General features: G+C 36.4%; 26 protein-coding genes. 2 read left to right on the top strand and 24 right to left on the bottom strand.

Features of this window, described 5'->3' with window-relative positions; all coding sequences use genetic code 11:
* Positions 1–76: 76 nt before the first annotated feature.
* From rpmG to I586_RS06835, 7 genes are all read right to left on the bottom strand, one after another.
* Positions 77–226, bottom strand: coding sequence for a 50S ribosomal protein L33 (rpmG, locus tag I586_RS06865; RefSeq protein ID WP_002296119.1), 150 nt, complete (start codon positions 224–226; stop codon positions 77–79).
* A gap of 127 nt (positions 227–353) precedes the next feature.
* On the bottom strand, positions 354–2,477 hold the full coding sequence (locus I586_RS06860; protein ID WP_010765875.1) for a penicillin-binding transpeptidase domain-containing protein: 2,124 nt from the start codon (positions 2,475–2,477) through the stop codon (positions 354–356).
* Positions 2,478–2,771: 294 nt separating this feature from the next.
* Positions 2,772–4,712, bottom strand: coding sequence for a threonine--tRNA ligase (gene thrS / locus I586_RS06855; protein WP_010765876.1), 1,941 nt, complete (start codon positions 4,710–4,712; stop codon positions 2,772–2,774).
* 444 nt (positions 4,713–5,156) lie between these two features.
* Complete coding sequence (locus I586_RS06850; protein ID WP_010765877.1) at positions 5,157–5,336, bottom strand: 2-hydroxymuconate tautomerase; 180 nt, start codon at positions 5,334–5,336, stop codon at positions 5,157–5,159.
* A 62-nt stretch (positions 5,337–5,398) separates the two neighbouring features.
* On the bottom strand, positions 5,399–5,992 hold the full coding sequence (locus tag I586_RS06845; RefSeq protein WP_010765878.1) for a class I SAM-dependent methyltransferase: 594 nt from the start codon (positions 5,990–5,992) through the stop codon (positions 5,399–5,401).
* Between the two features lie 87 nt (positions 5,993–6,079).
* Positions 6,080–7,552, bottom strand: a complete 1,473-nt coding sequence (locus I586_RS06840; RefSeq protein WP_010765879.1) for a L,D-transpeptidase family protein — start codon at positions 7,550–7,552, stop codon at positions 6,080–6,082.
* A gap of 416 nt (positions 7,553–7,968) precedes the next feature.
* The gene (locus I586_RS06835) at positions 7,969–8,811 is read right to left on the bottom strand and encodes an aminoglycoside 6-adenylyltransferase (RefSeq protein WP_010765880.1); all 843 of its coding nucleotides are present in this window, start codon (positions 8,809–8,811) and stop codon (positions 7,969–7,971) included.
* Between the two features lie 156 nt (positions 8,812–8,967).
* On the opposite strand from I586_RS06835, the gene I586_RS06830 reads away from it, so the two are divergent.
* A complete protein-coding gene (locus tag I586_RS06830) occupies positions 8,968–9,549 on the top strand; it encodes a YdcF family protein (protein ID WP_010765881.1) in 582 nt (193 codons plus the stop codon).
* 126 nt (positions 9,550–9,675) lie between these two features.
* On the opposite strand, the gene I586_RS06825 is transcribed toward I586_RS06830, so the two are convergent.
* From I586_RS06825 to I586_RS06770, 12 genes are all read right to left on the bottom strand, one after another.
* Positions 9,676–10,749 (bottom strand): WxLIP family cell surface protein, encoded by a 1,074-nt coding sequence (locus tag I586_RS06825; protein WP_010765882.1) that lies wholly within the window; start codon positions 10,747–10,749, stop codon positions 9,676–9,678.
* A gap of 129 nt (positions 10,750–10,878) precedes the next feature.
* Complete coding sequence (locus tag I586_RS06820; protein ID WP_034701975.1) at positions 10,879–11,616, bottom strand: WxL domain-containing protein; 738 nt, start codon at positions 11,614–11,616, stop codon at positions 10,879–10,881.
* Positions 11,617–11,652: 36 nt separating this feature from the next.
* Positions 11,653–13,857, bottom strand: coding sequence for a hypothetical protein (locus tag I586_RS06815; RefSeq protein WP_010765884.1), 2,205 nt, complete (start codon positions 13,855–13,857; stop codon positions 11,653–11,655).
* A 458-nt stretch (positions 13,858–14,315) separates the two neighbouring features.
* A complete protein-coding gene (locus I586_RS06810) occupies positions 14,316–15,035 on the bottom strand; it encodes a YebC/PmpR family DNA-binding transcriptional regulator (protein WP_010765885.1) in 720 nt (239 codons plus the stop codon).
* 95 nt (positions 15,036–15,130) lie between these two features.
* Positions 15,131–16,300 carry a nucleotidyltransferase gene (locus I586_RS06805; protein WP_010765886.1) on the bottom strand — a complete coding sequence of 390 codons (1,170 nt, stop codon included), beginning with the start codon at positions 16,298–16,300 and terminating at the stop codon, positions 15,131–15,133.
* A gap of 129 nt (positions 16,301–16,429) precedes the next feature.
* Positions 16,430–17,167 (bottom strand): class I SAM-dependent DNA methyltransferase, encoded by a 738-nt coding sequence (locus I586_RS06800; protein ID WP_034701971.1) that lies wholly within the window; start codon positions 17,165–17,167, stop codon positions 16,430–16,432.
* 1 nt (position 17,168) lies between these two features.
* A complete protein-coding gene (gene rsfS, locus I586_RS06795; protein ID WP_034701966.1) occupies positions 17,169–17,507 on the bottom strand; it encodes a ribosome silencing factor in 339 nt (112 codons plus the stop codon).
* Between the two features lie 122 nt (positions 17,508–17,629).
* Complete coding sequence (gene yqeK / locus I586_RS06790) at positions 17,630–18,235, bottom strand: bis(5'-nucleosyl)-tetraphosphatase (symmetrical) YqeK (protein WP_010765889.1); 606 nt, start codon at positions 18,233–18,235, stop codon at positions 17,630–17,632.
* Entirely contained in the window at positions 18,225–18,869 is a 645-nt protein-coding gene (locus I586_RS06785) for a nicotinate-nucleotide adenylyltransferase (protein WP_010765890.1), read from the bottom strand. Before I586_RS06785 ends, yqeK begins: the two co-directional genes overlap by 11 nt.
* Positions 18,870–18,887: 18 nt before the next feature.
* Entirely contained in the window at positions 18,888–19,199 is a 312-nt protein-coding gene (yhbY, locus tag I586_RS06780) for a ribosome assembly RNA-binding protein YhbY (protein WP_010765891.1), read from the bottom strand.
* A 31-nt stretch (positions 19,200–19,230) separates the two neighbouring features.
* The gene (yqeH, locus tag I586_RS06775) at positions 19,231–20,346 is read right to left on the bottom strand and encodes a ribosome biogenesis GTPase YqeH (protein ID WP_010765892.1); all 1,116 of its coding nucleotides are present in this window, start codon (positions 20,344–20,346) and stop codon (positions 19,231–19,233) included.
* On the bottom strand, positions 20,343–20,870 hold the full coding sequence (locus I586_RS06770) for a YqeG family HAD IIIA-type phosphatase (protein WP_010765893.1): 528 nt from the start codon (positions 20,868–20,870) through the stop codon (positions 20,343–20,345). The genes yqeH and I586_RS06770 overlap by 4 nt, the downstream gene beginning before the upstream one ends.
* Positions 20,871–21,095: 225 nt before the next feature.
* Here I586_RS06770 and I586_RS06765 point away from each other — a divergent pair, with 225 nt between their 5' ends.
* Positions 21,096–21,488: a VOC family protein gene (locus tag I586_RS06765; RefSeq protein WP_010765894.1), complete on the top strand. Its 393-nt coding sequence runs from the start codon at positions 21,096–21,098 to the stop codon at positions 21,486–21,488.
* 46 nt (positions 21,489–21,534) lie between these two features.
* Here the strand turns inward: I586_RS06765 and I586_RS06760 are convergent, their stop codons facing one another.
* From I586_RS06760 to accB, 5 genes are read right to left on the bottom strand one after another with little or no spacing between them, the layout of a single operon-like run.
* The gene (locus I586_RS06760; RefSeq protein WP_010765895.1) at positions 21,535–22,320 is read right to left on the bottom strand and encodes an acetyl-CoA carboxylase carboxyl transferase subunit alpha; all 786 of its coding nucleotides are present in this window, start codon (positions 22,318–22,320) and stop codon (positions 21,535–21,537) included.
* Positions 22,321–22,322: 2 nt separating this feature from the next.
* On the bottom strand, positions 22,323–23,189 hold the full coding sequence (gene accD, locus I586_RS06755; RefSeq protein WP_010765896.1) for an acetyl-CoA carboxylase, carboxyltransferase subunit beta: 867 nt from the start codon (positions 23,187–23,189) through the stop codon (positions 22,323–22,325).
* Positions 23,190–23,203: 14 nt separating this feature from the next.
* Positions 23,204–24,574 carry an acetyl-CoA carboxylase biotin carboxylase subunit gene (locus I586_RS06750; RefSeq protein WP_010765897.1) on the bottom strand — a complete coding sequence of 457 codons (1,371 nt, stop codon included), beginning with the start codon at positions 24,572–24,574 and terminating at the stop codon, positions 23,204–23,206.
* Between the two features lie 7 nt (positions 24,575–24,581).
* Positions 24,582–25,001 (bottom strand): 3-hydroxyacyl-ACP dehydratase FabZ, encoded by a 420-nt coding sequence (fabZ, locus tag I586_RS06745; protein ID WP_010765898.1) that lies wholly within the window; start codon positions 24,999–25,001, stop codon positions 24,582–24,584.
* On the bottom strand, positions 25,001–25,501 hold the full coding sequence (accB, locus tag I586_RS06740) for an acetyl-CoA carboxylase biotin carboxyl carrier protein (protein WP_010765899.1): 501 nt from the start codon (positions 25,499–25,501) through the stop codon (positions 25,001–25,003). Before accB ends, fabZ begins: the two co-directional genes overlap by 1 nt.

Genomic DNA, 25,501 nt, shown 5'->3' with positions numbered 1-25,501 from the left:
ACTCTTCTTTTATCTAACGATAGCAAAAAAGCTATGCTCCTTTGTTTGACAAAGATTCATAGCTTTAAGTTAAACCTTATTTTGTTTCACGGTGTAAAGTAACTTTTCTTTCACGTGGGCAATATTTTTGTTTTTCCAAACGATCAGGATTGTTACGTTTATTTTTGCTTGTTAGGTAGTTACGTTCTTTACAAGAAGTACATTCTAAAGTAATGTTTACGCGCATGTCTTTTCCCTCCTATATCTATATTCATAATTCTAAGATATTTCTTAGCCTCAAATATCATATCATGTTTATTAAAGAATTTCTACCCTTTTAACGAAATTTGTAAAGGAAAACTACTTTACAAATCTTATTGTGCCTTGTATTCAGCATACGCATTAACAATTGCTGTAACCATTGATTGGTTCGGTCTTGTACTTTCACTAGTTAAATGAGGTAAAATGACGCTAACCGCAATTTCTGGGTCATTGTAGGGAGCATAAGCTACTACGTTACTATTCACTGTAATATGTTCTCCTACGTTGGTTTCAGCTGTACCTGTTTTAGCTGCAATATCAAGTGCCGCTCCTTGCATATACTTCCCTGTAGTAAAGACACCATTTCCGTGTACAACATCATAAAAACCATTTTGAATGATTTGCATTTGTTCAGTACTGATATCGACTTTATTTAATTCATTCGGTTTTATTTGCTCTTTTAATTCACCTATTGAGCCGTCTGATTTGTTATCATAAATTCCTTCAACAACATGTGGCGCATAACGAGTACCACCATTTGCTACTGTTGCAGCATATTGTGCTAATTGCATTGCGGTGTATGTGTCATACTGACCAAAAGATAAATCGAGTAAATGCCCTGGCATTGGCGCATTCTCAGGATCATCAAACGCCGTATTTGTATACCCAGTTCCCTCCCCAGGTAAATCGATTCCCGTAGAAACCCCCATACCATATTCACCAAAGGTTTTACGTAAAACATTAAATAAAGTCGGATCACCCGTTTGGTAAGGCAACTGCATATTGTATTGATAATCTATCTTCATCATTTTTAATACTAATTTCATCATATAAGCATTGGATGAGTACTCTAATGCTTGTTCTGCACTAAGTGGAATTTGATTTCCTACAATCGTATTATTAAAAACAGAGGCTTTTTGTTTACTCCCATAAATTTGAATAGGTTCATCAATCAGTACATCATTTCCTGAAATCACACCTTGCTCATAACCTGCAGAAATCGTAGCACCTTTTACGACCGAACCAGGTTCAAAAGCTTTATTGATGGTATATATTGGATCAGATGTCAATTCATTTGTCGCAGCATCACGGTTTAGCCCAACCATTGCCATCACCGCACCTGTCTTAGGATTCATCACTACAACGTAAGCACCATCGGAATAGTTTGCATTTCCTGTTCCTAATAGTTGTTGGTATTGTTCTCGAACTACCTGTTCGATTTTCGCCTGAAAAGCCATGTCGATCGTTAATTTTAAATTCTCACCTTTTTTGCCTTCTGATACAGGTGTTTGTGTCACGATTTTTCCTTTGCTATCCAACGTTACTTCTGAAATTGCTTTGTGACCTTGAAGAATATCTTCATATTGTTTTTCTAGATAACTCGTTCCTACTCGATCATTTAATTCGTACCCTTTTGCAATATACTCATCTGCTTCTTCTGCAGGTAGTCCAGCCTTTTGAGAGGATACTTTCCCTAATAGACTTGTCAAATCTGTATCGTTTGGATACTCACGGTCCCAATCCATTCCTGTTGAAACACCGGAAATCTCTGAAGTATGTTCACCGATTATCGCAATTTCATCCTGAGTAACACCTTCATTTTTGATAAACGCGGTATTTAATTCTCCAACCGAATTCATCCGTTTAAAAATAGTTGCAGCTTGTAATGTATGTTCATCAAAGTTGATTTCTTCCGGTTTTACTTTTTCTACTGTCTTTGTGTATAACGTACCTTCGTCTGTAATTTTATTGCCTTTTTCATCTTGCTTGTCTTTATCAGTCAAACGTTTTTGAGCAGTTTTCAGATTTTCTGGGTCAGCTAACCAGTAATCCTTCTTATCACGTTCTGTTAACTCATCTGCTGGAACATGAATCAAATCATTCACTTTGTTTGCGATCGGTACTAGATCTTTTGTTTGGACCTTTTTGCCCCGTGTGTATGTGATCGCTAGGTTTGCTTTATTGCCAGCTAGTAAGTTCCCTTTTGCATCATAGATCTGACCTCTGGGTGCACTACTTTTGATCTTTAAAGTGGAATTTTCTTCTGCTTTTTGTGCATACTCCTGTCCCTCCGCAATCTGTAAATAACCTAAGCGAACAATTAATGCTACAAATAAACCAAAAATCACGAAGAACAATAAGTTCAATCGAAACGGAATATGTGATTTCTTACTTTTTTGTGTCATTGGTTCTTCATTATCTTTTTTTAATTTATCTAAAAAGCTCATTTTTTTCATTTATTATTAATCCTCCATATGAGAAAAGTCTCGCTTCTCTATTGTAACGAAAAAACACAAAAAAACATAGAGGGAATCTACTTACTAAGAAAATATTTAATTTTTACTGAACAAAAATGTGTCTGAGACATAACTCTGCGAGTTATATCCCAGACACCTAGTATCCGAATAAACGGTGGGAGCAAATGGTCCTCGATGCTTCGAGGATCGGAGTGAAACGAGAACCTTAGAGGCAGAAGCAGCTCCTTCTTATTTCTCGGAGTTAAACGTTTCTGTCCCAACCTGATTTTCCAATTATTTTCTACTATAATTTGCTACATCAGCAACCATGCTATCCACAAAAATATTTAAATCGATGACTTCTGTTTCTTTACTGCCATAACGACGAATATTGACAGTTGCATCATCCATCTCTTTATCGCCGACAACGATTTGATATGGAATTTTTTGTGTTTGAGAAGCACGAATCTTGTAACCCATTTTTTCATTGCGATCATCCACTTCGATTCGTAACCCTTGCTCTTGTAGACGTTGTTTCACTTCATAAGCATAATCCGAATGCGCTTCAGCAGATACTGGAATAATTGTTGCTTGGATTGGTGCTAACCAAGTTGGGAACGCGCCTTTGTAAACTTCTGTAAGGTATGCTACAAAACGTTCCATTGTTGAAACGATTCCTCTGTGGATAACTAATGGACGGTGTGTATTTTCACCATCTTCTCCTACATAAGTCAAATCAAAACGTTCTGGTAATAATGCATCGATTTGAATTGTAGACAGTGTTTCTTCCATTCCTAATGCAGTTTTTACTTGAACATCCAGCTTAGGTCCGTAAAAGGCTGCTTCACCTTCTGCTTCAAAATAATCGATTCCAGCTTCATCCGCTGCCTCTTTGATCATTGTTTGAGATCTTTCCCACATTGCATCATCATCAAAGTATTTCTCTTTATTATTAGGGTCTCTTAAACTCAAACGGAAGCGATAGTCTGTCACGTCAAAATCAGCATAGACTTCTACCATTAATTTCAATGTACGCAAGAATTCTTCTTTGATTTGATCTGGACGAACAAATGTATGACCATCGTTCAATGTCATTTCACGAACACGTTGCAAACCAGATAATGCACCAGATTTTTCATAGCGATGCATCATACCCAATTCTGCGATTCTAATTGGTAGTTCACGGTAGCTGTGGATATCATTTTTATACACCATCATGTGATGTGGACAGTTCATTGGGCGAAGAACTAACATTTCGCCATCACCCATATCCATTGGTGGGAACATATCTTCATGGTAGTGATCCCAGTGACCTGATCGTTTATAAAATTCAACGTTGGCCATGATTGGTGTATACACATGTTGATACCCTAAGCTGATTTCTTTATCTGTAATATAACGTTCAATTGTGCGACGAATTGTTGCGCCTTTTGGCAACCAGAATGGCAAACCTGAACCAACATCTGGATTAAGCATAAATAAATCTAGCTCTTTTCCTAATTTACGATGGTCACGTTCTTTGGCTTCTTCACGCATTTTAATAAATTCTTTCAAATCTTTTTTGTCAAAGAAAGCTGTTCCGTAAATACGTTGCATCATTTGGTTGTTGGAATTTCCTCTCCAATACGCACCCGCAACTGATAATAATTGGAATACTTGAATACGTCCAGTTGAAGGTACATGAACACCACGACATAAATCAACGAAATCACCTTGATCGTAAACCGTGATGACTTCCTCTTCTGGAAGCTCTGAAATCAATTCAACTTTATATGGATCATCTGCAAATAATTCTAACGCTTCATTTTTAGAAACCACTTTACGAACGATTGGATTATTTTCTTTGACGATTTTCATCATTTCAGCTTCAATAGCTGGTAAATCTTCTGCTGTTATAGGATTTTCACCATTGTCTGTATCATAATAAAAACCTGAATCGATTGCTGGTCCTACCCCAAATTTGATTTTTGGAAATAGACGACGTAATGCATTCGCCATCAAGTGGGCAGATGAATGACGTAAAATTCCTAGGGCATCCTCATGATCTGGTGTTACGATTTCAATTGTTCCATCTTCTTCGATCGGACGAACTAGATCTATTAATGTACCATTGAATTTCCCAGCTAATGCTTTTTTAGCTAAACTATTGCTGATACTTTTAGCGATGTCTAATGTTGATGAACCAGTCTCAAATTCTTTGACTGCGCCATCTGGAAAAGTAATATTGATTGACATTTTTGTTGCCTCCTTTAGTAAATTATGATTGAAAAGAAACTTCTACTTGCTTGTAGGTGAAGATTCACTAGTATAGATACTTCGCTCGACTCCGCTCGCCAAGTACTGTTCATCGTTCACTCTGGCAGAGCCAGTCGTGGTGATTCACAGCAAAAAGTCCTAGTATCCGATAGTTAATCAGATACTAGGACGAAAAGTTCGTGGTTCCACCTATTTTTAAACACAGCAAACAGCCATGTTCCTCAAGCGTGTTAACGGTACGGCCGCCTTTGTTTCAACAAAGGTTGGAAAAAGTGGTCATTCCTTGTGCGGGTCTGGAAAATTTTCAGCCAAGATTTTCCTCTCTAAAAGACTGCTTGCAAGTTCAGTTGTCTTTCTCATCAATCATTTATGTGTTAATTTAAACACTTCTTGAAATAAAAAGCAAGTGTTTCTTTAAAATGCTTATTTTTTCCATTGACCACCTTGCGCATATCGGTCTTTTTTCATTTCATTTACAATCACATGAATATTTTCTTGCGGCGCTCCTGTATTTTTAGAGACAACTTCTGTTATTTCTTTGACCATATTTGTAAGTTGTTCCTCACTACGACCTTCCACTAGTTCTACATGAATAAATGGCATGACATTTCCTCCGTTCGTTTGTTTTTATATTATTAATAATACCACTTTTAGCAAGCCTTTATTTATTTTTCAGCAATCAAACTAAACATTGACGCATCTTGTTTCATAAATAAGTTTTTACCATGATGAAATGTTTGACTAGACACTGAGTTAAACCCGATTTCAGCCATTTGTTTTTTTAATTCCTCTTGTACAAACCCATTATGAACTTTCTCATGATAGATTTTTTCATTTTTATCAAAATCGATAATGATTAACTGTCCTCCAAGATTCAGCGCTTGATACAAAGATTCTAGTAAATCCAACGTATCTGGAACATGCAGAAGAACTAAGGATACGATGATCAAGTCCGCTTTGATGTTCAAGGTGTGATTTTTTGAAAAACGTCCGATCACAGTCTTCACATTCGTTTGGTTCAGTTCTGCAATTTTTTGATCAACAATATGGATCATTTCCTGTGATGGATCAACAAAATACATCTCTTTAACATCATTAACAATTTGCAAGCCAATCAATCCAGTACCACAACCATAATCTAATACTAGTTTATTCGATGTCTCTCCTACATGCGTCTTGATTTCATTTGTGATACTATTTGCCAACTCTAATTGTTTAGGTGAATCATAGTGGTGTGCGATTTTGTCAAAAACATTCATCGACGGTTCCTCCTCATGGTTTCTATTCTTGATTCTATTTCTGAATGAGTAAAAAAGAAGCCCAATTGGACTTCTTTTAGTTATCTGTTAAGCTGGTTCACCATAATCGACTGGTTTGTCAAATTCACCAGGTGCATCATCATAGATATGTCCATAAACAATGACTGGCATTCCTGCATAAGCTCCATTGAATATTTGAGCAACAGCTTCTCCAGGTGTATTGATACAACCATTACTACCAAAATTAGTTTTATACGCTTCTTTGTTTCCAAAATACTCTGCTTTATAATCAGCATCATGAATACCAATTTGTGTTACCACACCACCGAAACTCTTCAATGGCATCCAATATTTTACAGGTACACTATATTTTGAGCCATCTAGCATTTCGCCTTCTAATTTTGTGTCTGTGTCTTTGTACAAAATAGTGTGGAATCCAGGAACAGTTGCTGTCCCTTTATTGTAGCGACCAGTAATGACATCTGTTTCAACTACTTTTACGCCATCTTTAAAGAAGTACATTTTTTGATCGTTAAGATCAATCTCTACGTAATCCTTATTAACGGTTGGTGATTGGTTTACATCGCCATCGATTGGTACAGTGATTGTTTCAGCATCTTTATCACTATTGATTGCTTGAACAAGTAAATCTCTTGTTTGCGGCATATTTATATCCCAACCATAGCTACCATTATTTTTATATTTTGTTGTCACACCATGAACGTTTGTAAAAATAATTGGTTTAAAAATCGACCCATATTTTTGGTTCGTTTGTTCTACCCAAGCATAAACTTTATTGGTATCAACATTTCCTGATTCATCCATAAATGATTGTAGTTCTTCTTTTGTAAGAGTTAACTTTTCACCATTGATATCAAGTGTAATTGATTTATTTTCTTTTTTCGACAAGACAGCTAATTTTTCTTGCAGTCCTTTATCTTCTTTAGTAACAGTTGGTTTTTGATAAAATTCCTTCACATCGTAAACATAATTTCCTTTGTTCTCATCAACATCTTTTAATACTTGATTCATTAAAGCTTCTTTATCAACAGATGTCCCAACTTGTTCAGGTACGATTTGATACACTCCATCGACTTTCTCAATCTTAGCATCTTGGCTCGGAGTTCCTTCTTCAAAGGTAAGTTCATTCAATCTATTTTTCAATTCTGTTTTATACTCTTCATTGATGGGTAGATTAATTGAACGATCGCCAATATTTTGTTTCAAATATTCTTCTGTGATTTCATATTTTTCAGGTAATTCAATTTTTTCTTCTTTATCATTTACCTTGATCACAACATCTTCAGCTTTATTCAGCTCTTCAAGTTTCTTTTTTGCAGCTTTTGTGTTTAATAAACTGATATCAACACCGTTTGCCTTTGCTGTGATAAAGAAATGTGATTGGAAATAAACAAATCCACCCGTAAACACAAGTGCTAAACAAATTAACACACCCACTAAAGGGACTAGCCATTTTTTCTTTTTCTTATTTGGATCACTATTATTTTTGGATGCCCGTGCATTCTTTGCTGAGCGACTAACTGATTCTTCATTTTCCATTGTGCTATCTTCCTTTTTTATGATTTATCTGCTCTCTTTGATTTAACGCTTATTCCTGTTTTAGAAATAAAAATAAAGAAAAGAATTTTGATTTTTATTTCATATTATAGTTTTCTTATTAGTGCCTCTCAACAACTACATTTTAAAGCTAGTTTAGTTAAATTTGCTCTAATCTTCAATTAATTTGCTTACATATGAGAAAAAATTCATGTTTTTATGTATAAATGCTAGATTTTCATTTTTTCCAATAAACAGGAAGTAGCAACTATCAAAAATTGATACAGTGTACCTACCATTCTACCACATATCAGATAGAGGAAAAAAGACCATTTGATAATATCTTTGACAAAATTCTAATTTATTTACAACAAACTTTAAACTATTGGTAAAACGTCACTTTTTTCATACAATTTTTCTTAACAAAAATCCGTTGTATAGTGCATGACCTTTTTAGCAGTCTGGTGATCGTAAATCAAGTTACTGCACTTAGAAAATACTTGAGCATAGTCATCAAACTGTTCCTGTAATGAAACTAATGCTTCCCAAGCGGATGAAATACTAGAAAGATCTAATGTTTTTAAGAGAGCCTGATAGTGCTCTTTGTCTAAATAATTTGGTAAATATTTATAATTTTTTCCAACACTGAAATGATAACCATGATCTGAACCCACTTGCCAAGATAATAGACGCAACAATTCTTTTCGACAGATTTCATTTAAATGATCTGCTGCATAAAATAATTCATTACGACATAAACCTTTCACAACATAAGTACTGACCCACCAAAATTCATTACAGCAATCTGAAAATTCTTCCTGCGTAGGGCATTTGATCCAATACTCTTGATCCGTAGCCTTTGCTAACACAGGCAATAATTGCTGTTTATCTAACAAAATTTCTGCTAGGCCATCGCCTTCATTCCAAGTATCTGCCAGCTCTTTAGGACAAAGGGTCAAATCGATTCGATTACCATCTTCAAATAGCATTAAATAGGTAAATTTCCCATTTCCAGTTGGTGGAAATAGAACCATATTTTCTGGTGTTTGCATAATTAAGCGTAAACCAAACTGATCGATCCAATTCTGGTCACTAACAAATTCATCGACAGACTCTACAATATAGACAATATCATAATCTTGAAATCCATCTTTAGGCACACGTTGATTTGTCCGAGACCCAGTCAACCCAACAGCCAATACTCTGGAATCATTTTTCGCTGTATCTAAAATCAGGTGAAACATCTCTTCTTCTGTTCGCATATTACCCTCCATTATTCACTTTATATAAAGTATACGATAAGTTAACACATCCTGTTATACTTTCGCTTAAAATCGTTAAAAAAAACTTAAAAAGAAATTTATAAACACTATTTTCTCAGTTTATCTACTAAACTATAAATGAAAGGGTGTGTTGTGATGAAATGGGTGAAACGAATTATGGTGATTATCATAAGTTTAGGGGTTATGTATGCTGGTCTTATTTTATTTCTAATTTTAAGTGGAACAAAAGATCAACCAACAAAAACGCCAGATACTGTACTTATTTTAGGTGCACAAGTAAAAGGAGCTTCAAAAGAAACTGCTTATCCAAGTACTGTTTTAAAAGAGCGGTTAGATGCTGCTATACCTTATCTAAAAGAGCATTCTGAGGCAATGGCTATTGTATGTGGTGGCCAAGGATCCGATGAGCCTGATAGTGAAGCGAATGTTATGGCTGAATATTTAAAAGCTAACGGTGTTTCAGAAAAGCAACTACTAATAGAAGACAAATCCACACGAACAAAAGAAAACATCCAAAATGCTCAAAAGAAACAAAATCTTGGAAACACAGTCATCGTTACAAGTGATTTTCATATGTTCCGCTCCAAATTGTTAGCAAAACGACTGGGTATTTCCGAAATCAGCGGACTTCCTTCCGTCTCTAAATCCTCAGCGACTTTTAAAACGTATATGAGAGAAATCATCGCTTTAGGATATGGCTTGCTTTTTGACCATTGAGTTTAACTTTCTCTAAGTTCTATCTATAGCGCTATTCTTTACTTTTTAATGTAACGTAGCAATCAGATAACGGATAGCCCGTCCTATTGAGAGGATGGGCTATCCGTTATCTGTCGACTCACTATTTTATTGCTCTAGATTCTTTTTTAAAGCTTCATATTTTTCTTCTTGCCTTTTTTGTTCCTTTTTCATTTTTTGATTGAAATAATAAATAATTCCTAAAATCACTGCTAAAACACCTACACTACCGCTGATAACAAGAGTCCAAGGAAATTGTTTTTTCTGATTGGGAGGTAAATTGATTGCTGTTGCATTATATTTCTTTGCTTCTTTTTCTTTTATTTCAAACTTTCTTTCCCAGTCCCACTCTCTAAATCCATCATTTGCCTTTAGTTTAACTGTATAGTTTCCTGCAACAAAAGGTTGTTCATTTAATTCTATTTTATAGTTAAAATTCGTATTGGGCGCCATTGTTAAGGATTTTTGATGATTTTCATAACGTGGCTTTGTTTCATTTTCATAATAAAGTTTCGCATCTAGTTGTAGTTTTTTGATCATTGCTGCTTGTTTATTTTGAATATTCATCGTTACTGCATTATTTCCGTTTATTTGTGTCGTTTTGACTTGATTTAAGGCTAGTTCTGGTTTTACTTCTTGATCGGTCTCACTCAGTAACACACCCACAACATAAGAGAAACGATTACCAACTGCTAAAGCACCTTGACTCTTTTCTGCTTTGTCCTCTTTTTGTTCAAAATATAGACCGCCTAATACATACCCATCAAATGGTTCAGTAGGAATGTCGATCACACACTCAACTGTCTTGATTGATTGTTTTGGTAAGACAATTTCTTTTGGACTCGATGCGATTTCACTAAACGTGAATTTTGCAGATGAATCTTTTTTAGTATCACTATAAGAATAATCTACAACACCATTATCATTTGTGATAGCCGAATTCGCTGAAGCATATACTGTGATATCTTTTTCTGTATCATTTGTAAGTTCCACGCTCAATGTCTGTTTTTCACCTGGAGTTACCCTCAAATCAAAGTAACTGATTTCCTTACTTCGTTGATTTTCTGGTAAAACCGCCTTAATACTGAAATCAATTTCACTTGCTTGACTAATCGGTCCTACACTCATAGCCAATAATAATAAAATAATGGCACATACAAATTTAGATCGTTTCTTTTTCATAGTTAAAACTCCTTTATAGCATCCCATAATAGCACTGAAAAGAACGCTATTCATTAGCCAAATAGGTTCTTTTCAGTGTAGAAACATAGATATTAAAAAAATTGAATCTTAAACCAAATCCTCTACCACTTACAAGGGACTGTCGTTTAAGGTCCAAGTAAGTGTCGTTTTATATTGGTCATTAGTCACTTTAGTCGTAGTATTAGGTACGGTCAATTTAACGCCTTGCGCTGCTCCTGCTCCTGAGCCAAAGGCAAGTGTCCATGTTCCCATTCCTGTAGAAAGTGCTGCTGTAGCTACTGGAGAAGATGCTGCCCCTGTTGGATCTAAAGTTACAGGTACTGTTATAGGTGCTAACGCAATTAATTCCGTAGAATTTGGTGTTGCTGCTACAAAACTCATTTGAGCATTTGTTAAAACAGCTGGTGTACACCCACTAGTTTGGAATTGGCCATTTTGTTTAACAGTCAATTTCCATCCAAGATTCAATCCTCGTTTATCTGTAACTTGAGCATAGTTAGGCACACTGATAAGCGTAGAAAGTGAGTTTTGAACTTGATCCAATTGTGCATAATAGGTCGCATTGACTGTTTGAATCACTTTTGTTCCAAAGTGGAAATTCGATACATAATCTAAACTAAGCGGACCACCGGTTCCTGGTTGATGAGGATCATTAGGATTTGGGGTAACGGGTGAAGTTGGGTCTGTTGGATCGACAGGCGGTGTTATTGTTGTATCTTGAGAGAAACTAATATCTGCATTTGATGTCATTGAGCTTACCGCAACTGCTTCTCCAATCGTTCCACCAACAAAACTAAAAAAAATAAGTACAGAAACAGTAGATAAAGAACCTAGAATCTTTTTTATTTTAACCTCTCATTTTAATAAGAAGTCAAACCTAAGTTATATAGGCGTATCTGATAAAATCCATTGTAATTGAGCCGTATAAGACTCATTTACGTTGATATTCACACTAGGACTAAGGTTTAAGAACACCCCATTTTGCTGATTCCATGAAATGACGACATTATTGTTATCTGGCGAAGTATACGCATACGCCTCAGAAGCAATTGTTGTGATTGAGGTATCTTGGCCATTTTTTCGATAAACAAAAGCTTGATTGATTGTCTTATTCGTAGTCGTGGACTTCATCGGTTGACTTTCTCTAACCAGTAAGTGCCATTGATTTTTTGCTACTCGACCATCCGCAACAATCAATGATGTATCCACTATAGTCGGACCATAAGTCGTTTTTTTCGTAGGTACAGGTATGCTTTTAAACGAAATTTGATTTGGTGATTGAACAAAGCGCAATGTCCCATCTCCTACTGAAATCGAATTCAACTTATTTTGTGGCGTGATGGCGGTCCCACCACCGTCAGCTCCTGAAACAATACTAGAAAACGGTAATATTTTACCTGTCATATTTTGAGCAACAGTACCTGTATATTGAAGTGTAAAACTTGTATTTGGCTGTATAAAATTATTTATAGCAAGAGGGTTTTGATAATACCAATACTGCATGTTCATATTGGAATCCGTTAAAAGCTGTGTTCCTAACACAGGGGTTTGTACACCTGTGTTTGATGTTCTAATAAGTGTTACAGGACTTAATTGCGTTATACCATTTGGGATATATGCTTTCAACATTTGCTGACTCCAGGTTGCAGGCTGATTCGTCAATGTTGTTGTCAGGGTATAGCGTACTGTTTGGCCTGTTACAACTGAGGGGGCTACTTCCCAATTGCCTTGTGCGTTTAGTCTTTCAATTATTTGGACAACTGAAATGGCTGGTGATAAGTAAGGAACTATTTGACTGTAATTCGTACTTGTAACTAAAATTGCTCCCGTTCGATTACTCAATCCCCGAACTGATAAAGTGACTGTTTCCCCACCATTAAACATTGGTAAATTGGTAAATTGAAAACTACCATTGGCATTCAAAGGAGTGGTATAAATCGTTCCTGAATTGATCTGTAATGCTACTTGATAGGTCCCACCACTCGTTTGTACTGCGTTACCTGAAAGCTGAGTAGTTCCTGGTGTTGCAGAACTGGATGTCACCGGTTGGATTGGCCAAGTAACAGATTGTATATTGGAAGGTAGACTTTGGATGTAATTACTGCTAGTTTTTGATTGTGCAAGTATCGTCGCTGAAAGAGTATCCCCATATTGTAGTGCTGACGCTACATTTGTAGTGAAATTACCAGCAGCATCAACTGGTATATTACTGATAACAATAGGAGCTGACGTGCCATCAGAACGAGTGATAGTCAATTGAACGGTATAGGTATAACCGCTATTTTGCACTTGTTGGATTTTTCCCCCTACAGTCGTTTGTAAATTTAAGATTGGACTATTTATAATTGGTGCAGTTACATTGGGTACACTCGTCCCAATCGACATCGATGGTAACGCAATCACACCTGATTTTGACACATTACCTAGAACCAAATTTATAATATCTAAACCATCCGTTGATGAACCAAATGTTCCCTTGATTGGATAGTTTACGCCATTACTTGCTGGAGGAATCGTGATCCCATTTTGATACAATGTTGCGACATCAAAAGTAAATGAAACTGACCAGCGACTTAGTCCTAATAGACCTAAAATATTTGATGGAAAAGTGACATATACTGAATTATAGGCACTACTATACGCTAATACGATTTCATGCGCTGTATCATGAATATCGTATGATTTATTGCCAATCGCTCCGTTTGGAAGGACTACAGTCCCGGTAAGCAATGACAAGAAACTTTGCTGTTTCGCTGTACTTCCATTAATTTGATTGGCTATTTCAGGTGGTAACTGGAGAATAATCCTCGGCTGACCACCTAATGATAAATCTAAAGCTGGGGTATAAGTATAGGTCATCGTAATAACGGACTGACCTGTTGTTCCAGTTGTATAGGTCCCACTAAGTGAGCCCGATCCCACACTAACTAAGCGTTCTTGTAATTCTTCTGTCGTGTTTATTTCTTGAGTCTGTGCTTCAACCAATTCATTTTCTAGCTCTTCTTCTGCAAATACTTGATAACCCGCAATCTGTAAAATACTGAGCACGCCCCCTAACAAAAGAAAAAGTACCCACTTTTTTTTCACACTGACCCCTCCTCCCCATTCACAAGCAAATTATTTACTAGATTCAACAGACAATATTTTAAAATAATAAAAAAATATCATACAAAAATTATTTCGTGTTAAAAAAAGAAACCGTTCAATTCGTTATATTGATTTTATACTGCTCGCAAAATAAAGTAAAATATTTGGGATTGATCGACTTATTTAAATTCTGTTATTATCCTATTTTTAACGCCTGAACAACGTATAGCTCATAGATTTCTTACACCTCAATCATTCAACATTTAGATTTTTTCTCAAAAATTTCGTTTAACGTCGAAATATTTGAGAATTTTTCAAAATAATGCTATTATAGTCTTGTTCTTAGTTTTTTCATATTGTGTTTCCCTTCATATAGTGTGTGTATGAAGGGTTTATTTTTGTCCTCTGGAGTAAGCTAAAAAAAAGAATCCTTATGAAATAAGGATTCTTCCAGTCTATTATTCACCTAAATCAACATTATGATAAACCTTTTGAACATCATCAAGATCTTCTAAAACATCGATCATTCGTTCAAATTGTTCTAAATCTTCTCCTGCTAATTCTACATCATTTTGTGCAATCATTTCTAATTCAGCTACTGAAAATTCTTCAATGCCTTTTTCTTTTAGAGTTTCTTGTACTGCGTGCAAGTCCTCTGGTTCTGTGTAGACGATGATTTGGCCTTCTTCTTCTGTTACATCGCGTACATCAATATCTTTTTCCATTAAATACTCAAGGATTTCATCTGCATCATCACCGGCAAAGCCAATAACACCAGTATGGTCGAACATATAAGCTACAGCACCGCTGACACCCATATTTCCGCCATTTTTACCAAAAGCCGCACGAACATCTGAAGCTGTTCGATTAACATTGTTTGTCAAAGCATCAACAATAACCATTGAGCCATTTGGTCCAAATCCTTCATAACGTAATTCAGAATATTGTTCATCGCCAGAGCCTTTTGCCTTTTCGATTGCTCGATCGATGATATGTTTTGGTACATTATATGTTTTTGCGCGCTCGATAACAAACCGTAACTTCTGATTTGCTTGAGGGTCAGGATCACCCGATTTCGCTGCTACGTAAATTTCAATTCCGAATTTTGCATAAACTCGGCTGTTATTTGCGTCTTTGGCAGCTTTTTTCTCTTTAATATTTGCCCACTTACGACCCATATTCTCACTTCGCTTTCAATTAGTATTATTTTTTTGATTATAGTGCCCTTATCATTATACTTGCCAATTGGACTTTTGTTAAGTGTTTTTTGCTTTTAAGAGACACGGATCGGAAAACGACCAAAGCTCTGCTCTAAAATACGATCACTCCCTAACTGATATAGTTGATTACTACGAATATCTAAAGCTAATTGAGTACTCACATTCTTAGAGATTTTAGTGATAAGCGGTAACTTTAGATTTTTTTTCTTTTCTTTTAAAAAACGTTGCCCTTGCTCTGTAAAACCAAGCACTTGTATGTAACTATTTTGCCTGACATTCTCTATTTCATATTGTTTCACATTGACTAAAATATAGGTCGCCAATCGTTGCAATCGTGTCCATGTGTAACGTTTTGTCTTAGCTTTTTCCATAAATTGCTGAAAAGAATCAGATACTTTTGCGGCTTCTTGTAAACGATACTCGATGCCTTCTTTCATTTGATAGATCTCTCTGAGTTCTGGTAGAGAGCTGCTAAGTAGTTTATATTTTAATAATGGCCAATACGCTTCCCAAGAAACGGTTGGTGACTCTTCCAAATCTTTCATGACTCGCATTGGTAGCACTTGTTTAATTTGGCTTAATTCACCTGAGAAAACTGCTTTTCTAATTGCAGTTGCACTCGCAAACTGTTGATATATTTTGGTATCATGATATCCTGCCTGTTCCCGCTTTAACGGATACAAAAGCATTGGTTTTTCATAGGTAGCATTCTCTTTCGCATAGCTTAATCCTAAAATATGATTGGGTGATGAGAAATCTAACGTACCATTTGGATACAGCTTACGAAATACCTCTGTCATTTGCTGTGGATAACTCATCCCATTATTTTTTATTTCTTGGTAAGCGTGATTGATTTCTGTTTGATGTTCGTTAACAAAAGACCCAAATTGCTCATAATTCATCTCTACTTGATTATCTGTACCAAAGCATAACGCATCACATTGTAATGCTTGCAGTAACTTTATTCCACCTGCAGCAAAATAATCAGCCGACTGTACCGCATAGGCAAACGGTAACTCTATCACTAAATCAACACCATGGCTCAAAGCTTCTTTGGCACGTGTCCATTTATCAATAATAGCTGGTTCACCTCGTTGCAAAAAGTTACCACTCATCACAGCAATCACTACTTGTGCTTCACTCAATTCTCTTGCCATTTTAGCATGATACTGATGACCATTGTGAAAAGGATTGTATTCAACAATAATGCCGCAACTTTTCATGTTTCTTCTCCTTCTTATCGCACTCGCGTCTATTAGAATTCTATCATAACATGTTTATTTTAGGACTGAAACAAAAGAAAAAATGAGCAGCCTAAACTTCAAAAAGTTTCGCCCTACTCATTTTCCCAACTACTTTTCACACACAAAAAACCAACGACTGCTTTCTTCTGTAGGTGCCTCATCCGTAAAGTCTGCAAATACTTTAACATTCATAAAGCCCGCACTTTCTAGCATCATCAAATAATTTTCCATTGTGTATGTTCGTTCTTGATGCAATTCATCTTGTCGAATAAACACTTCATCATTTCCATGTTCTTTTACAAAGAAGGTTAGAAAGTGCTCAATACTATGTTCTTTTTCACCAGGATAACTATCCCATAAAAAAGCAAATTCTTCCGTTTGATAGTGATAGCTATACTCTGGAAATACGTTGTCTACCTGATGGATAGAGTGAACATCAAAAATAAAGACACCCTCTTCTTCCAACGCTTGATAAACATCATCAAATACTTGTTGAACCTCTTGGCGATTTGCCATATAACATAACGAGTCAGAAAAACAAGTGATGGCATGATATTGACCCATCTCGGATAAATCCATCATATTCCCTTGAACAAATTGGATTTGAACATCCTCTTCTGCGGCACGTTTACTCGCCATCATCAACATTTCTTCCGATAAATCCAACGCAGTGACAGTAAATCCAGCCTTAGCAAAATTCACAGCCAATGCCCCCGTACCGCAAGCCATTTCTAAAACATCCATTTTCCCTTCTGGTAAGTGACGTTTTGAAAATGCAAGCCACTGATCATAGAGACTATCATCCATTACTTCGTCGTAAACAAAAGCAAATGTTTCATATGCCATATTACTCGACCCAAGCGTGAAGGTCGACCATTGGTGCATCTGACCAAAGTTTTTCTAGGTTGTAAAATCCGCGTTCTGCTGATTGGAATACATGAACGATGATATCTCCTAAATCGATCAAGACCCATTTGCCGCCATCTTTTCCTTCAATTCGTTTAACTTCAACTTGTGCTTCTTCTTCTTTTTCAATGATTTCTTCTACAATTGCATTGATTTGACGTTCACTTGTTGCTTGGCAAATCATAAAATAATCTGCTAAAAGTGATATCTCATGTACATCTAAAGCGACAATTTCCTCTGCTCTTTTTGAATCTGCTGCTTTTACAGCGATTTCTAAAATCTGTTGACTTTCTATGATGGTTTCCTCCTAATTTTAAAGCGGAACAAATCGGTTAATCCTTTAGAAAATTAGGAAATTGGTATTGAAACGTTCTTTGTTTCACTGACAATTTATCTATTTTTCTAAGGATTGATTTGTGCAGCTTTTCCTACTACCCAATAATTATATGTTTCAATTGTTTTGGGATAAATTTTTTGTTCTTTTTCAATAAGATGTTGCAATGTATGTTTGGTTTCATAGGCAACGGCTTCGTCTAAATCGACTAAAGCCAATTCACGAGCTTCTTTCACCCCAGGAAAATCACGACCTGGTTCGATATAATCAGCAACATAAATAATTTTATCTAATAAACTCATTTTAGCGCCACCAGTTGTATGCAGACGAATCGCTTCTAAAATCTCTTCGTCATTGATTCCTAGTTCTCTTTGAACCATGCTAGCTCCAACAAGTCCGTGCCAAATCGCATTTCCATAATTGAGTAAGTCTTGATCATATCCGTCACGCAAAATGATCATTTCAAACTCTTCATTCGGACGTTCTTTAGCATAATCATGGGTCAAGGCGGCAATGCTAGCCTTCTCCTCAGACGCACCATATTTAGCTGCTAAGGCAATAGCCGTTTCTTCAACACCTAAAACGTGCTTAAATCGGCGTTCACTCATGTGCATTTGGACTTTTTGCATCAATTCTTCTCGCTTAAACGTCGTATATTCTCCGCTAAAATCCATCTACATACAGCCCCTTTTCTTCTATATAGTGTATCACACTATCAGGCAATAAGTAGCGCGTAGAACAACCATTTTTAATTTTCTCTCGAATCAATGTTGAGCTAATATCCATTTGAGGAACATCTACCCAAATGATTGGATATGATGTAACGGTCCCATAGTGTGGTCGACGAATACCGACAAAATTAGTCAACGTCAGCAATTCATCAATTTTATACCATTTTGGTAAGTATTCTACCATATCTCCGCCAATGATAAAATAATAATCTGTATCTGGATTATTTTGCGTTAAAGCCTTCATTGTGTCATAGGTATAACTTTTGCCTTTACGGAACAACTCAATAGGCTCTACAGCCAAATTTGGATTATCAGCAATTGCTAGCTCCAGCATGGCTAATCGGTGTTTACTATCAATTGTCTTTTTTTCATCTACATGAGGCGGTAAATAAGTAGGCATCAAATAGACTTTGTCCAACCCAAGTTGTTGTTGCACTTGGTCAGCCATCACTAAATGAGCCAAATGAACTGGATTAAAATTCCCGCCTAATATTCCTACCTGTTTACGCTTTTGAAAAAGCTCTGCTTCTTCCACAATTACTTCCGCTTTTAATGCAGCATTCGTATTTGTCCCCATTTTTCTTACCTCCAAGTTTTAAATTGCTTTAACTTCTTTAGAGATTTTTTGATATTTTTCTTTAGATGATGGTTTGAACAGTACTAGTACACGACCGATGATTTGAACGATATCACAGTGAATGTCTGCTTTCAATGCCGCAGCTACATCTTCTGCAATCTCATCAGTATTTTGTAATAATGTTACTTTAATCAGTTCTCTTTTTTCCAACGCTTCATTGATTTGTACCACCATCGCAGAATTCAAGCCACCTTTTCCAATTTGAAAAATCGGTTGTAGATGGTGCGCTTGACTACGTAAATAACGCTTTTGTTTTCCTCTTAAATCCACTAAATTTCCTTCTCTCTGTTCTCACTTATGATTAAATCAACGCTTTTCTTCTCAATACATCGACACCTTTAGGAGCCCAACCAGCAACCACACAAGGTTCTGTTATAGTAATCCACCCTAGACCAGCAAATACGATATCTGTTTTCTCTTTGATCGAAAATTCAAAGCGAACCAACTCTGGAAACCCAGCTACTTCATCAGGACGAGGCGGTTGTAGTAAACCACCTACGTGTTTTTCATAAAATGCATCAGCTGTCACTAACTTAGTGCGGTGGATTGCTAAATCATTTGACACATAAGCTATAAATGAACTACGTTCCCCTTGAATAAAGTCAAATCGAGCTAAGCCACCTAAAAATAATGTTTGCTCTGGATTCAATTGGTATACTTTTGGTTTGATTTCTTTTTGTGGCGCAATGATTTTTAAATCTTTTTTCCCTAAGTAATGCGCCATTTGATGACGATGAATGATTCCTGGCGTATCGATCAAGAAATGACCGTCATCCAATGGTATTTCAATCTTATCTAATGTCGTTCCTGGAAATTGCGATGTTGTGATCACGTCTTGAACGCCCGCGGTCTGCTTGATGATTTGATTGATCAATGTTGATTTTCCAACATTGGTCACGCCAACCACATAGACATCCTTGCCCTCACGATATTTTTCGATCGTCTCCAATAAATTTTCCATTTCTTGAGGTTTCTTCGCACTTGTCAGTAAAACATCGACTGGACGTAGCCCTTCTTCATGAGCACGCTCTCTCATCCATTGAATCATTTTTGGTTTCTTTAACGATTTAGGTAAAATATCGACTTTGTTTCCTACCATCAATACTGGATTATCCCCAATAAAACGATGTAACCCAGGAATCAGCGAACCATTAAAATCAAAAATATCAACTACATTCACGATCAGTGCATCTTCTTTACCTAATCCATTTAACAAACGTAGAAAATCATCATCTGTTAATTGAACATCTTGAATGTCATTATAATGTCTTAAACGGAAGCAACGTTGACAATACACTTCCCCTGTCTCCATACCTTTTTCAAAAGCAGCCTTTGGTGTATAGCCTAATTCATTCGGCTGTTCTGTTTGAATGACTGCACCACATCCGATGCATTGGATTGCTTCTTGCTCGCTCATTCTAGTCCGCCTTTCCATATCATATCTGGATGTTTCTTCCCTAAGTGTTTCATAATTTTACGTTCAAAGAAACGATTTATTCGTGTATTCCATCCGTCTGTGTCAACAATGGGACGTACTAAAATATTTCTGATTCCAGCCGCATTTGCACCTCGGATATCCGTCATAATTTGATCGCCTACCATCACTAATTCTTCTGGCTTTAAATTCAGCTTTTTTTCTGCTTCACGAAAGCCTCTAGTTGAAGGCTTTAAAGCTCTCGATACATACTCTAAATCAAATTTTTCAACTGCTCGTTTAATACGGCTAGATTTATTATTTGAAACAACTACAACAGGTATCCCAGCATTTTTCATTTCTAGAATCCACGTCAATAACTCTTCAGTTCCGTCTGGATTGTCCCAGGCAATCAACGTATTGTCTAAATCAGTCAGTACAGCTTTAATTCCTAATTTTTTTAATTGGTTCGGTGTGATTTTATAAATCGCATCGACCATCCAAGTTGGTTTAAATTTTAAAAACATAGTAACTCCTCTCATCTCCACGATGAACTTTCTCATAGTGAAAGGAGTACTAAGCTAGCACTCCTCCAATTTGTATTATACTGCATTTTGGTGAAAAATTCTATAAATGCTCATCATAAGTTTTCATAAGATTCAATGACAATAATATGACCATTAAAACAAAGATTTGTTTCTTTGATTATTTCTATGCTAAACTTTTGTAAACAAGTGAAATGAGGGAAAACAATGACCGTCACAATAAAAAAGGCTTCAATCAATCTTTTTGTCCCTGATACAGAAATAGCTATGGCTCTTTATGAAAAGATATTTGACGCAAAAACAATTGAATTAAATAAGAACGATGAAGTAAAATCTGCACGTTTTAGTATTGGTGAGAGTCTTTTCGCTTTAGCCGATGAACAACCAGAAAATGGTGCTAAATCAGCCTTGACATTACAAGGAGCACCTCTTTGTATCCAACTAATTTGTAATAATGTAGAAGAACTTGTAGAAAAAACATTACTTGCTGGTTGTACGTTAGAAATGCCTATTACCGTTGTACCAACTAAATTTAAAGTTGCAAATATCAAAGACCCTTTTGGCTTTGTTTGGTCAATTTCAGAAGTTTACACCGATTGATAATAAAAAAATGGAACAAGCTAAAATAAACTTGTTCCATTTTTGATCAATATTTACGGAAACGTTGATAACGATTTTCCAATAATGTATCCGTTTCAAGTTGGGATAGCTCAGAAAACTTACCAATCAGTGCCTTTTGAATCATTCGATTGATTTTCGATTGTTCCAATGCTTCACCATTCATCTCTTCTGGAATCACTCGATCAATAATCGTTAATTCTTTTAATTCTGTTGCTGTAATTTTCATTAATTCTGCTGCTTCTTTGGCACGACTTCCATCTTTCCATAAAATCGATGCAAATCCTTCTGGTGAAAGTACAGCATAAATAGTATGCTCTAGCATCCAAACTTCATCGGCTAAAGCAAGGGCTAATGCGCCGCCGCTTCCACCCTCGCCAATAATAATTGCAATGATTGGTACACTTAAATCAGACATTTCTATCAAATTTTTGGCGATTGCTTCACCTTCACCACGTTCTTCTGCCTCAATACCGCAATAAGCTCCTGCTGTATTGATAAACGTAACGATTGGACGACCAAATTTTTCTGCTTGCTTCATTAAGCGTAAAGCCTTACGGTAGCCTTCTGGGTGAGGTGCACCAAAATTTCGTTCGATATTTTCAGGTAAGTTACGCCCTTTTTGGATTCCTACAACTGTTACAGGTTTCTCTTCTAATGTCGCAATTCCGCCAACAACAGCTAAATCATCTCCAAAATAACGATCTCCATGAAACTCCATAAAATCATCGAAAACTGCATCAATATACTCTAATGTAGTATAGCGATCTTGCGCACGAGCTAAGGTGACAATATCATTGGCCGTTTTTTCCATCGCTATTTCCACCCTTTCATCGTATGAATCTTTAGTAAGTCACTAAGTGTTTCTCGTAGCTGATTTCTAGGAACGATTTTGTCAACAAATCCATGATCCAGTAAAAACTCGGCTTTTTGAAAATCATCAGGTAACTCTTGACGGATTGTTTGCTCGATCACTCTACGTCCAGCAAAGCCAATCAGACTTTGTGGTTCTGCTAAAATAATATCACCATCCATAGCAAAACTAGCTGTGACACCGCCCGTTGTTGGATCAGTTAGTACCGTGATATAAAGCAGACCAGCATTACTGTGTCGTTTAAGTGCACTTGAAATTTTTGCCATTTGCATTAGAGAAAAAATGCCCTCTTGCATTCTTGCGCCACCTGAAGCCGTATAAATAATCACTGGTAAACGTTGTTCTGTAGCCCGTTCAAATAAACGAGTGATTTTTTCTCCGACAACAGTTCCCATGCTCCCCATAATAAAATTAGCATCCATGACACCAATACCAATCTCTTGACCATCAATTTTAGCCTTTCCGGTTAAAACAGCTTCATGCAATTCCGTTTTTTCTTGCATCTTGGCGATTTTATCTAAATAATCAGGAAAGTCTAATGGATCTTTCGTGATCAAGTCTGTGTCCCACTCTTCAAAACTTTTCTCATCTACCGTCAAAGCTAGACGTTCCCAAGCACCAATTCTAAAGCTATAATCGCAATAAGGGCAGACTTTTTCTGCCCCCATATCTTTTGTATATAGCGTGCGTTTGCAACAAGGACATTTCGCCCACATGTTATCTGGAACTGCAGGTTTTTTTATAGAAGATTGGTCTCCCGCGCGATTCGGATTGATTCGAATGTAGTTTTTCTTTTTAAATAAAGCCATACACCTGCTCCTTTTTAATTATCGCTTTCTGGTTCCCAATTTGGTAAAAATGTTTCTTGTAAAAAGCTTGTATCATAATCACCAGCTAATACATTTTTATGTGTAATCAAGTCTAACTGAAATTCTGAATTTGTGATGATACCATCTGTTACGATTTCGTTTAATGCACGTTGCATTTTCATTAATGCGTCCATTCGATCATTTCCATGAACGATCACTTTAGCGATCATTGAATCATAAAAAGGTGGAATCGTATAACCTGAATACATCGCACTGTCTACTCTTAATCCCATTCCGCCACTTGGTAATAACAAATTATTGATTTTCCCAGGTGAAGGTGCAAAATTAAAAGCAGGATTTTCAGCATTGATTCGACATTCGATTGCATGACCTGTAATTGTTATATCTTCTTGGCTATAAGGTAATTCTTCCCCAGAAGCTACTTTTAATTGAGCTTTCACAAGATCGATTCCTGTAACCATCTCTGTAACAGGATGCTCAACTTGGATTCGAGTATTCATTTCCATAAAATAAAACTCACCCGATTTATCCATTAAAAATTCAATCGTTCCAGCATTTTCATAATGAACAGCTTTAGCTGCACGGACAGCTGTTTCACCTAAAAGCTGACGTTTTTCAGCTGTAATCGCAATTGACGGGGATTCTTCCATCACTTTTTGATTATTTCTTTGTAAAGAACAATCCCGCTCACCTAAGTGAATTACATGTCCATACTGATCACCTAAAATTTGTACTTCGATATGACGCGCTGGATAAATAATTTTTTCTAAGTACATATCATCATTACCAAAAGCCGCTTTTGCTTCTTGCTGTGCTGAAGCAAAATGTTGTGGCAATTCTTCTTTACTCATTACTTTACGAATTCCTTTGCCGCCACCGCCTGCTGCAGCTTTCAGCATAACTGGATAACCAATACTATCCGCAATCTGCAAGGCTTCTTCAACAGAATTGATCACACCGGTACTTCCAGGAATAACTGGAACATTCGCTTTTTGCATCAATTCACGGGCGTTTATCTTATTTCCCATTGCATCAATTGTCGCAGCTTTTGGACCAATAAACGTAATATTACACTCTTCACACATCGCTGCAAATTGGCTATTTTCTGATAAAAAACCAAATCCTGGATGGATTGCTTCTGAATTGGTAACAATCGCCGCACTTAATACGCTTTGAACATTTAAATAAGAATCTGCCGCTTTTGCAGGTCCAATACAAATTGCTTCATCTGCTAATTGTGTGTGTAAGGCATCTTTATCTGCCTCTGAATATACCGCGACAGTCTGCACACCTAATTCACGACATGCCCGAATGATCCGAACTGCGATTTCTCCTCTATTTGCAATTAAAACTTTTGAAAACATAGCTCACCTATCCAATCATAAAGGTCAATTCTGCTTCCGCTACTTTTTTCCCATTCACAGTTGCAGTTCCTTTGCCGATGCCGGCTATTGATTTTACTTTCATAATTTCTACTTCTAACATCAACGTATCACCTGGAACAACTTTTTGTCTAAATTTGGCTTTATCAATACCACCAAAATAGGCTGTCTTCCCTTTAAAATCAGGCATAGACAATAATGCTACAGCACCTGCTTGTGCTAATGCTTCAAGAATCAATACACCTGGCATCACAGGTTCTCCTGGAAAATGTCCTTGAAAAAAAGGTTCATTGATCGTTACATTTTTCTTTGCGATAACTTTTTCACCAACAACGATTTCTTCCACTGTATCTAACAGTAAAAAAGGATATCGATGAGGAATAATTTCTTTGATTTCTTCTATATTCATCATTCCACTCCCTTAGCGACACGGAAAAGAGGTTGATTAAATTCAACAACATCTTCATTCTCTACTAAAACTTCTGTAATCACACCATCTACAGTAGCGGTAATTTCATTCATAAGTTTCATCGCTTCAACAATACACACGATGTCGCCTTTTTTCACTGAATCACCAACTTGTTTAAAGTTTTCTTTATCAGGTGCTGGTTTTAAATACACAACGCCTACGATTGGAGAAATGATTTCTTCTGTATTTTCTGGTTTCGCTTCAGGTTTTACAGTTTCTTTGATCGTTTCTTTTACTTCCATTTGTTGGCTTGTAACTTCAGATGATTCCTGAGTCATTGTATTATTGTCAGCAGTATATTTTACTTCATCCGACGACGATTTTTGTGTTACTTTATTTTTATTCATATAAAGACCAAACGAACCTTCTCTAAGATCAAATTCCGTTAGTGTTGATTGGTCAAATTGTGTTAATAATTCCTTCACTTCATTGATATTCAT

Source organism: Enterococcus moraviensis ATCC BAA-383 (assembly GCF_000407445.1).
GTDB classification, from domain to species: Bacteria; Bacillota; Bacilli; order Lactobacillales; family Enterococcaceae; genus Enterococcus_L; species Enterococcus_L moraviensis.
Note: the sequence above shows the minus strand (reverse complement) of the source record. Positions and strands in the feature narration are given on the sequence as shown.

Bases quoted from the DNA above. Each gene is read 5' to 3' on its own strand.
- rpmG (WP_002296119.1), bottom strand. From the start codon at position 226: ATGCGCGTAAACATTACTTTAGAATGTACTTCTTGTAAAGAACGTAAC.
- I586_RS06860 (WP_010765875.1), bottom strand. From the start codon at position 2,477: ATGAAAAAAATGAGCTTTTTAGATAAATTAAAAAAAGATAATGAAGAA.
- thrS (WP_010765876.1), bottom strand. From the start codon at position 4,712: ATGTCAATCAATATTACTTTTCCAGATGGCGCAGTCAAAGAATTTGAG.
- I586_RS06850 (WP_010765877.1), bottom strand. From the start codon at position 5,336: ATGCCATTTATTCATGTAGAACTAGTGGAAGGTCGTAGTGAGGAACAA.
- I586_RS06845 (WP_010765878.1), bottom strand. From the start codon at position 5,992: ATGAATGTTTTTGACAAAATCGCACACCACTATGATTCACCTAAACAA.
- I586_RS06840 (WP_010765879.1), bottom strand. From the start codon at position 7,552: ATGGAAAATGAAGAATCAGTTAGTCGCTCAGCAAAGAATGCACGGGCA.
- I586_RS06835 (WP_010765880.1), bottom strand. From the start codon at position 8,811: ATGCGAACAGAAGAAGAGATGTTTCACCTGATTTTAGATACAGCGAAA.
- I586_RS06830 (WP_010765881.1), top strand. From the start codon at position 8,968: ATGAAATGGGTGAAACGAATTATGGTGATTATCATAAGTTTAGGGGTT.
- I586_RS06825 (WP_010765882.1), bottom strand. From the start codon at position 10,749: ATGAAAAAGAAACGATCTAAATTTGTATGTGCCATTATTTTATTATTA.
- I586_RS06810 (WP_010765885.1), bottom strand. From the start codon at position 15,035: ATGGGTCGTAAGTGGGCAAATATTAAAGAGAAAAAAGCTGCCAAAGAC.
- I586_RS06805 (WP_010765886.1), bottom strand. From the start codon at position 16,300: ATGAAAAGTTGCGGCATTATTGTTGAATACAATCCTTTTCACAATGGT.
- I586_RS06800 (WP_034701971.1), bottom strand. From the start codon at position 17,167: ATGGCATATGAAACATTTGCTTTTGTTTACGACGAAGTAATGGATGAT.
- yqeK (WP_010765889.1), bottom strand. From the start codon at position 18,235: ATGGATTTTAGCGGAGAATATACGACGTTTAAGCGAGAAGAATTGATG.
- I586_RS06785 (WP_010765890.1), bottom strand. From the start codon at position 18,869: ATGGGGACAAATACGAATGCTGCATTAAAAGCGGAAGTAATTGTGGAA.
- yqeH (WP_010765892.1), bottom strand. From the start codon at position 20,346: ATGAGCGAGCAAGAAGCAATCCAATGCATCGGATGTGGTGCAGTCATT.
- I586_RS06770 (WP_010765893.1), bottom strand. From the start codon at position 20,870: ATGTTTTTAAAATTTAAACCAACTTGGATGGTCGATGCGATTTATAAA.
- I586_RS06765 (WP_010765894.1), top strand. From the start codon at position 21,096: ATGACCGTCACAATAAAAAAGGCTTCAATCAATCTTTTTGTCCCTGAT.
- I586_RS06760 (WP_010765895.1), bottom strand. From the start codon at position 22,320: ATGGAAAAAACGGCCAATGATATTGTCACCTTAGCTCGTGCGCAAGAT.
- accD (WP_010765896.1), bottom strand. From the start codon at position 23,189: ATGGCTTTATTTAAAAAGAAAAACTACATTCGAATCAATCCGAATCGC.
- I586_RS06750 (WP_010765897.1), bottom strand. From the start codon at position 24,574: ATGTTTTCAAAAGTTTTAATTGCAAATAGAGGAGAAATCGCAGTTCGG.
- fabZ (WP_010765898.1), bottom strand. From the start codon at position 25,001: ATGAATATAGAAGAAATCAAAGAAATTATTCCTCATCGATATCCTTTT.
- accB (WP_010765899.1), bottom strand. From the start codon at position 25,501: ATGAATATCAATGAAGTGAAGGAATTATTAACACAATTTGACCAATCA.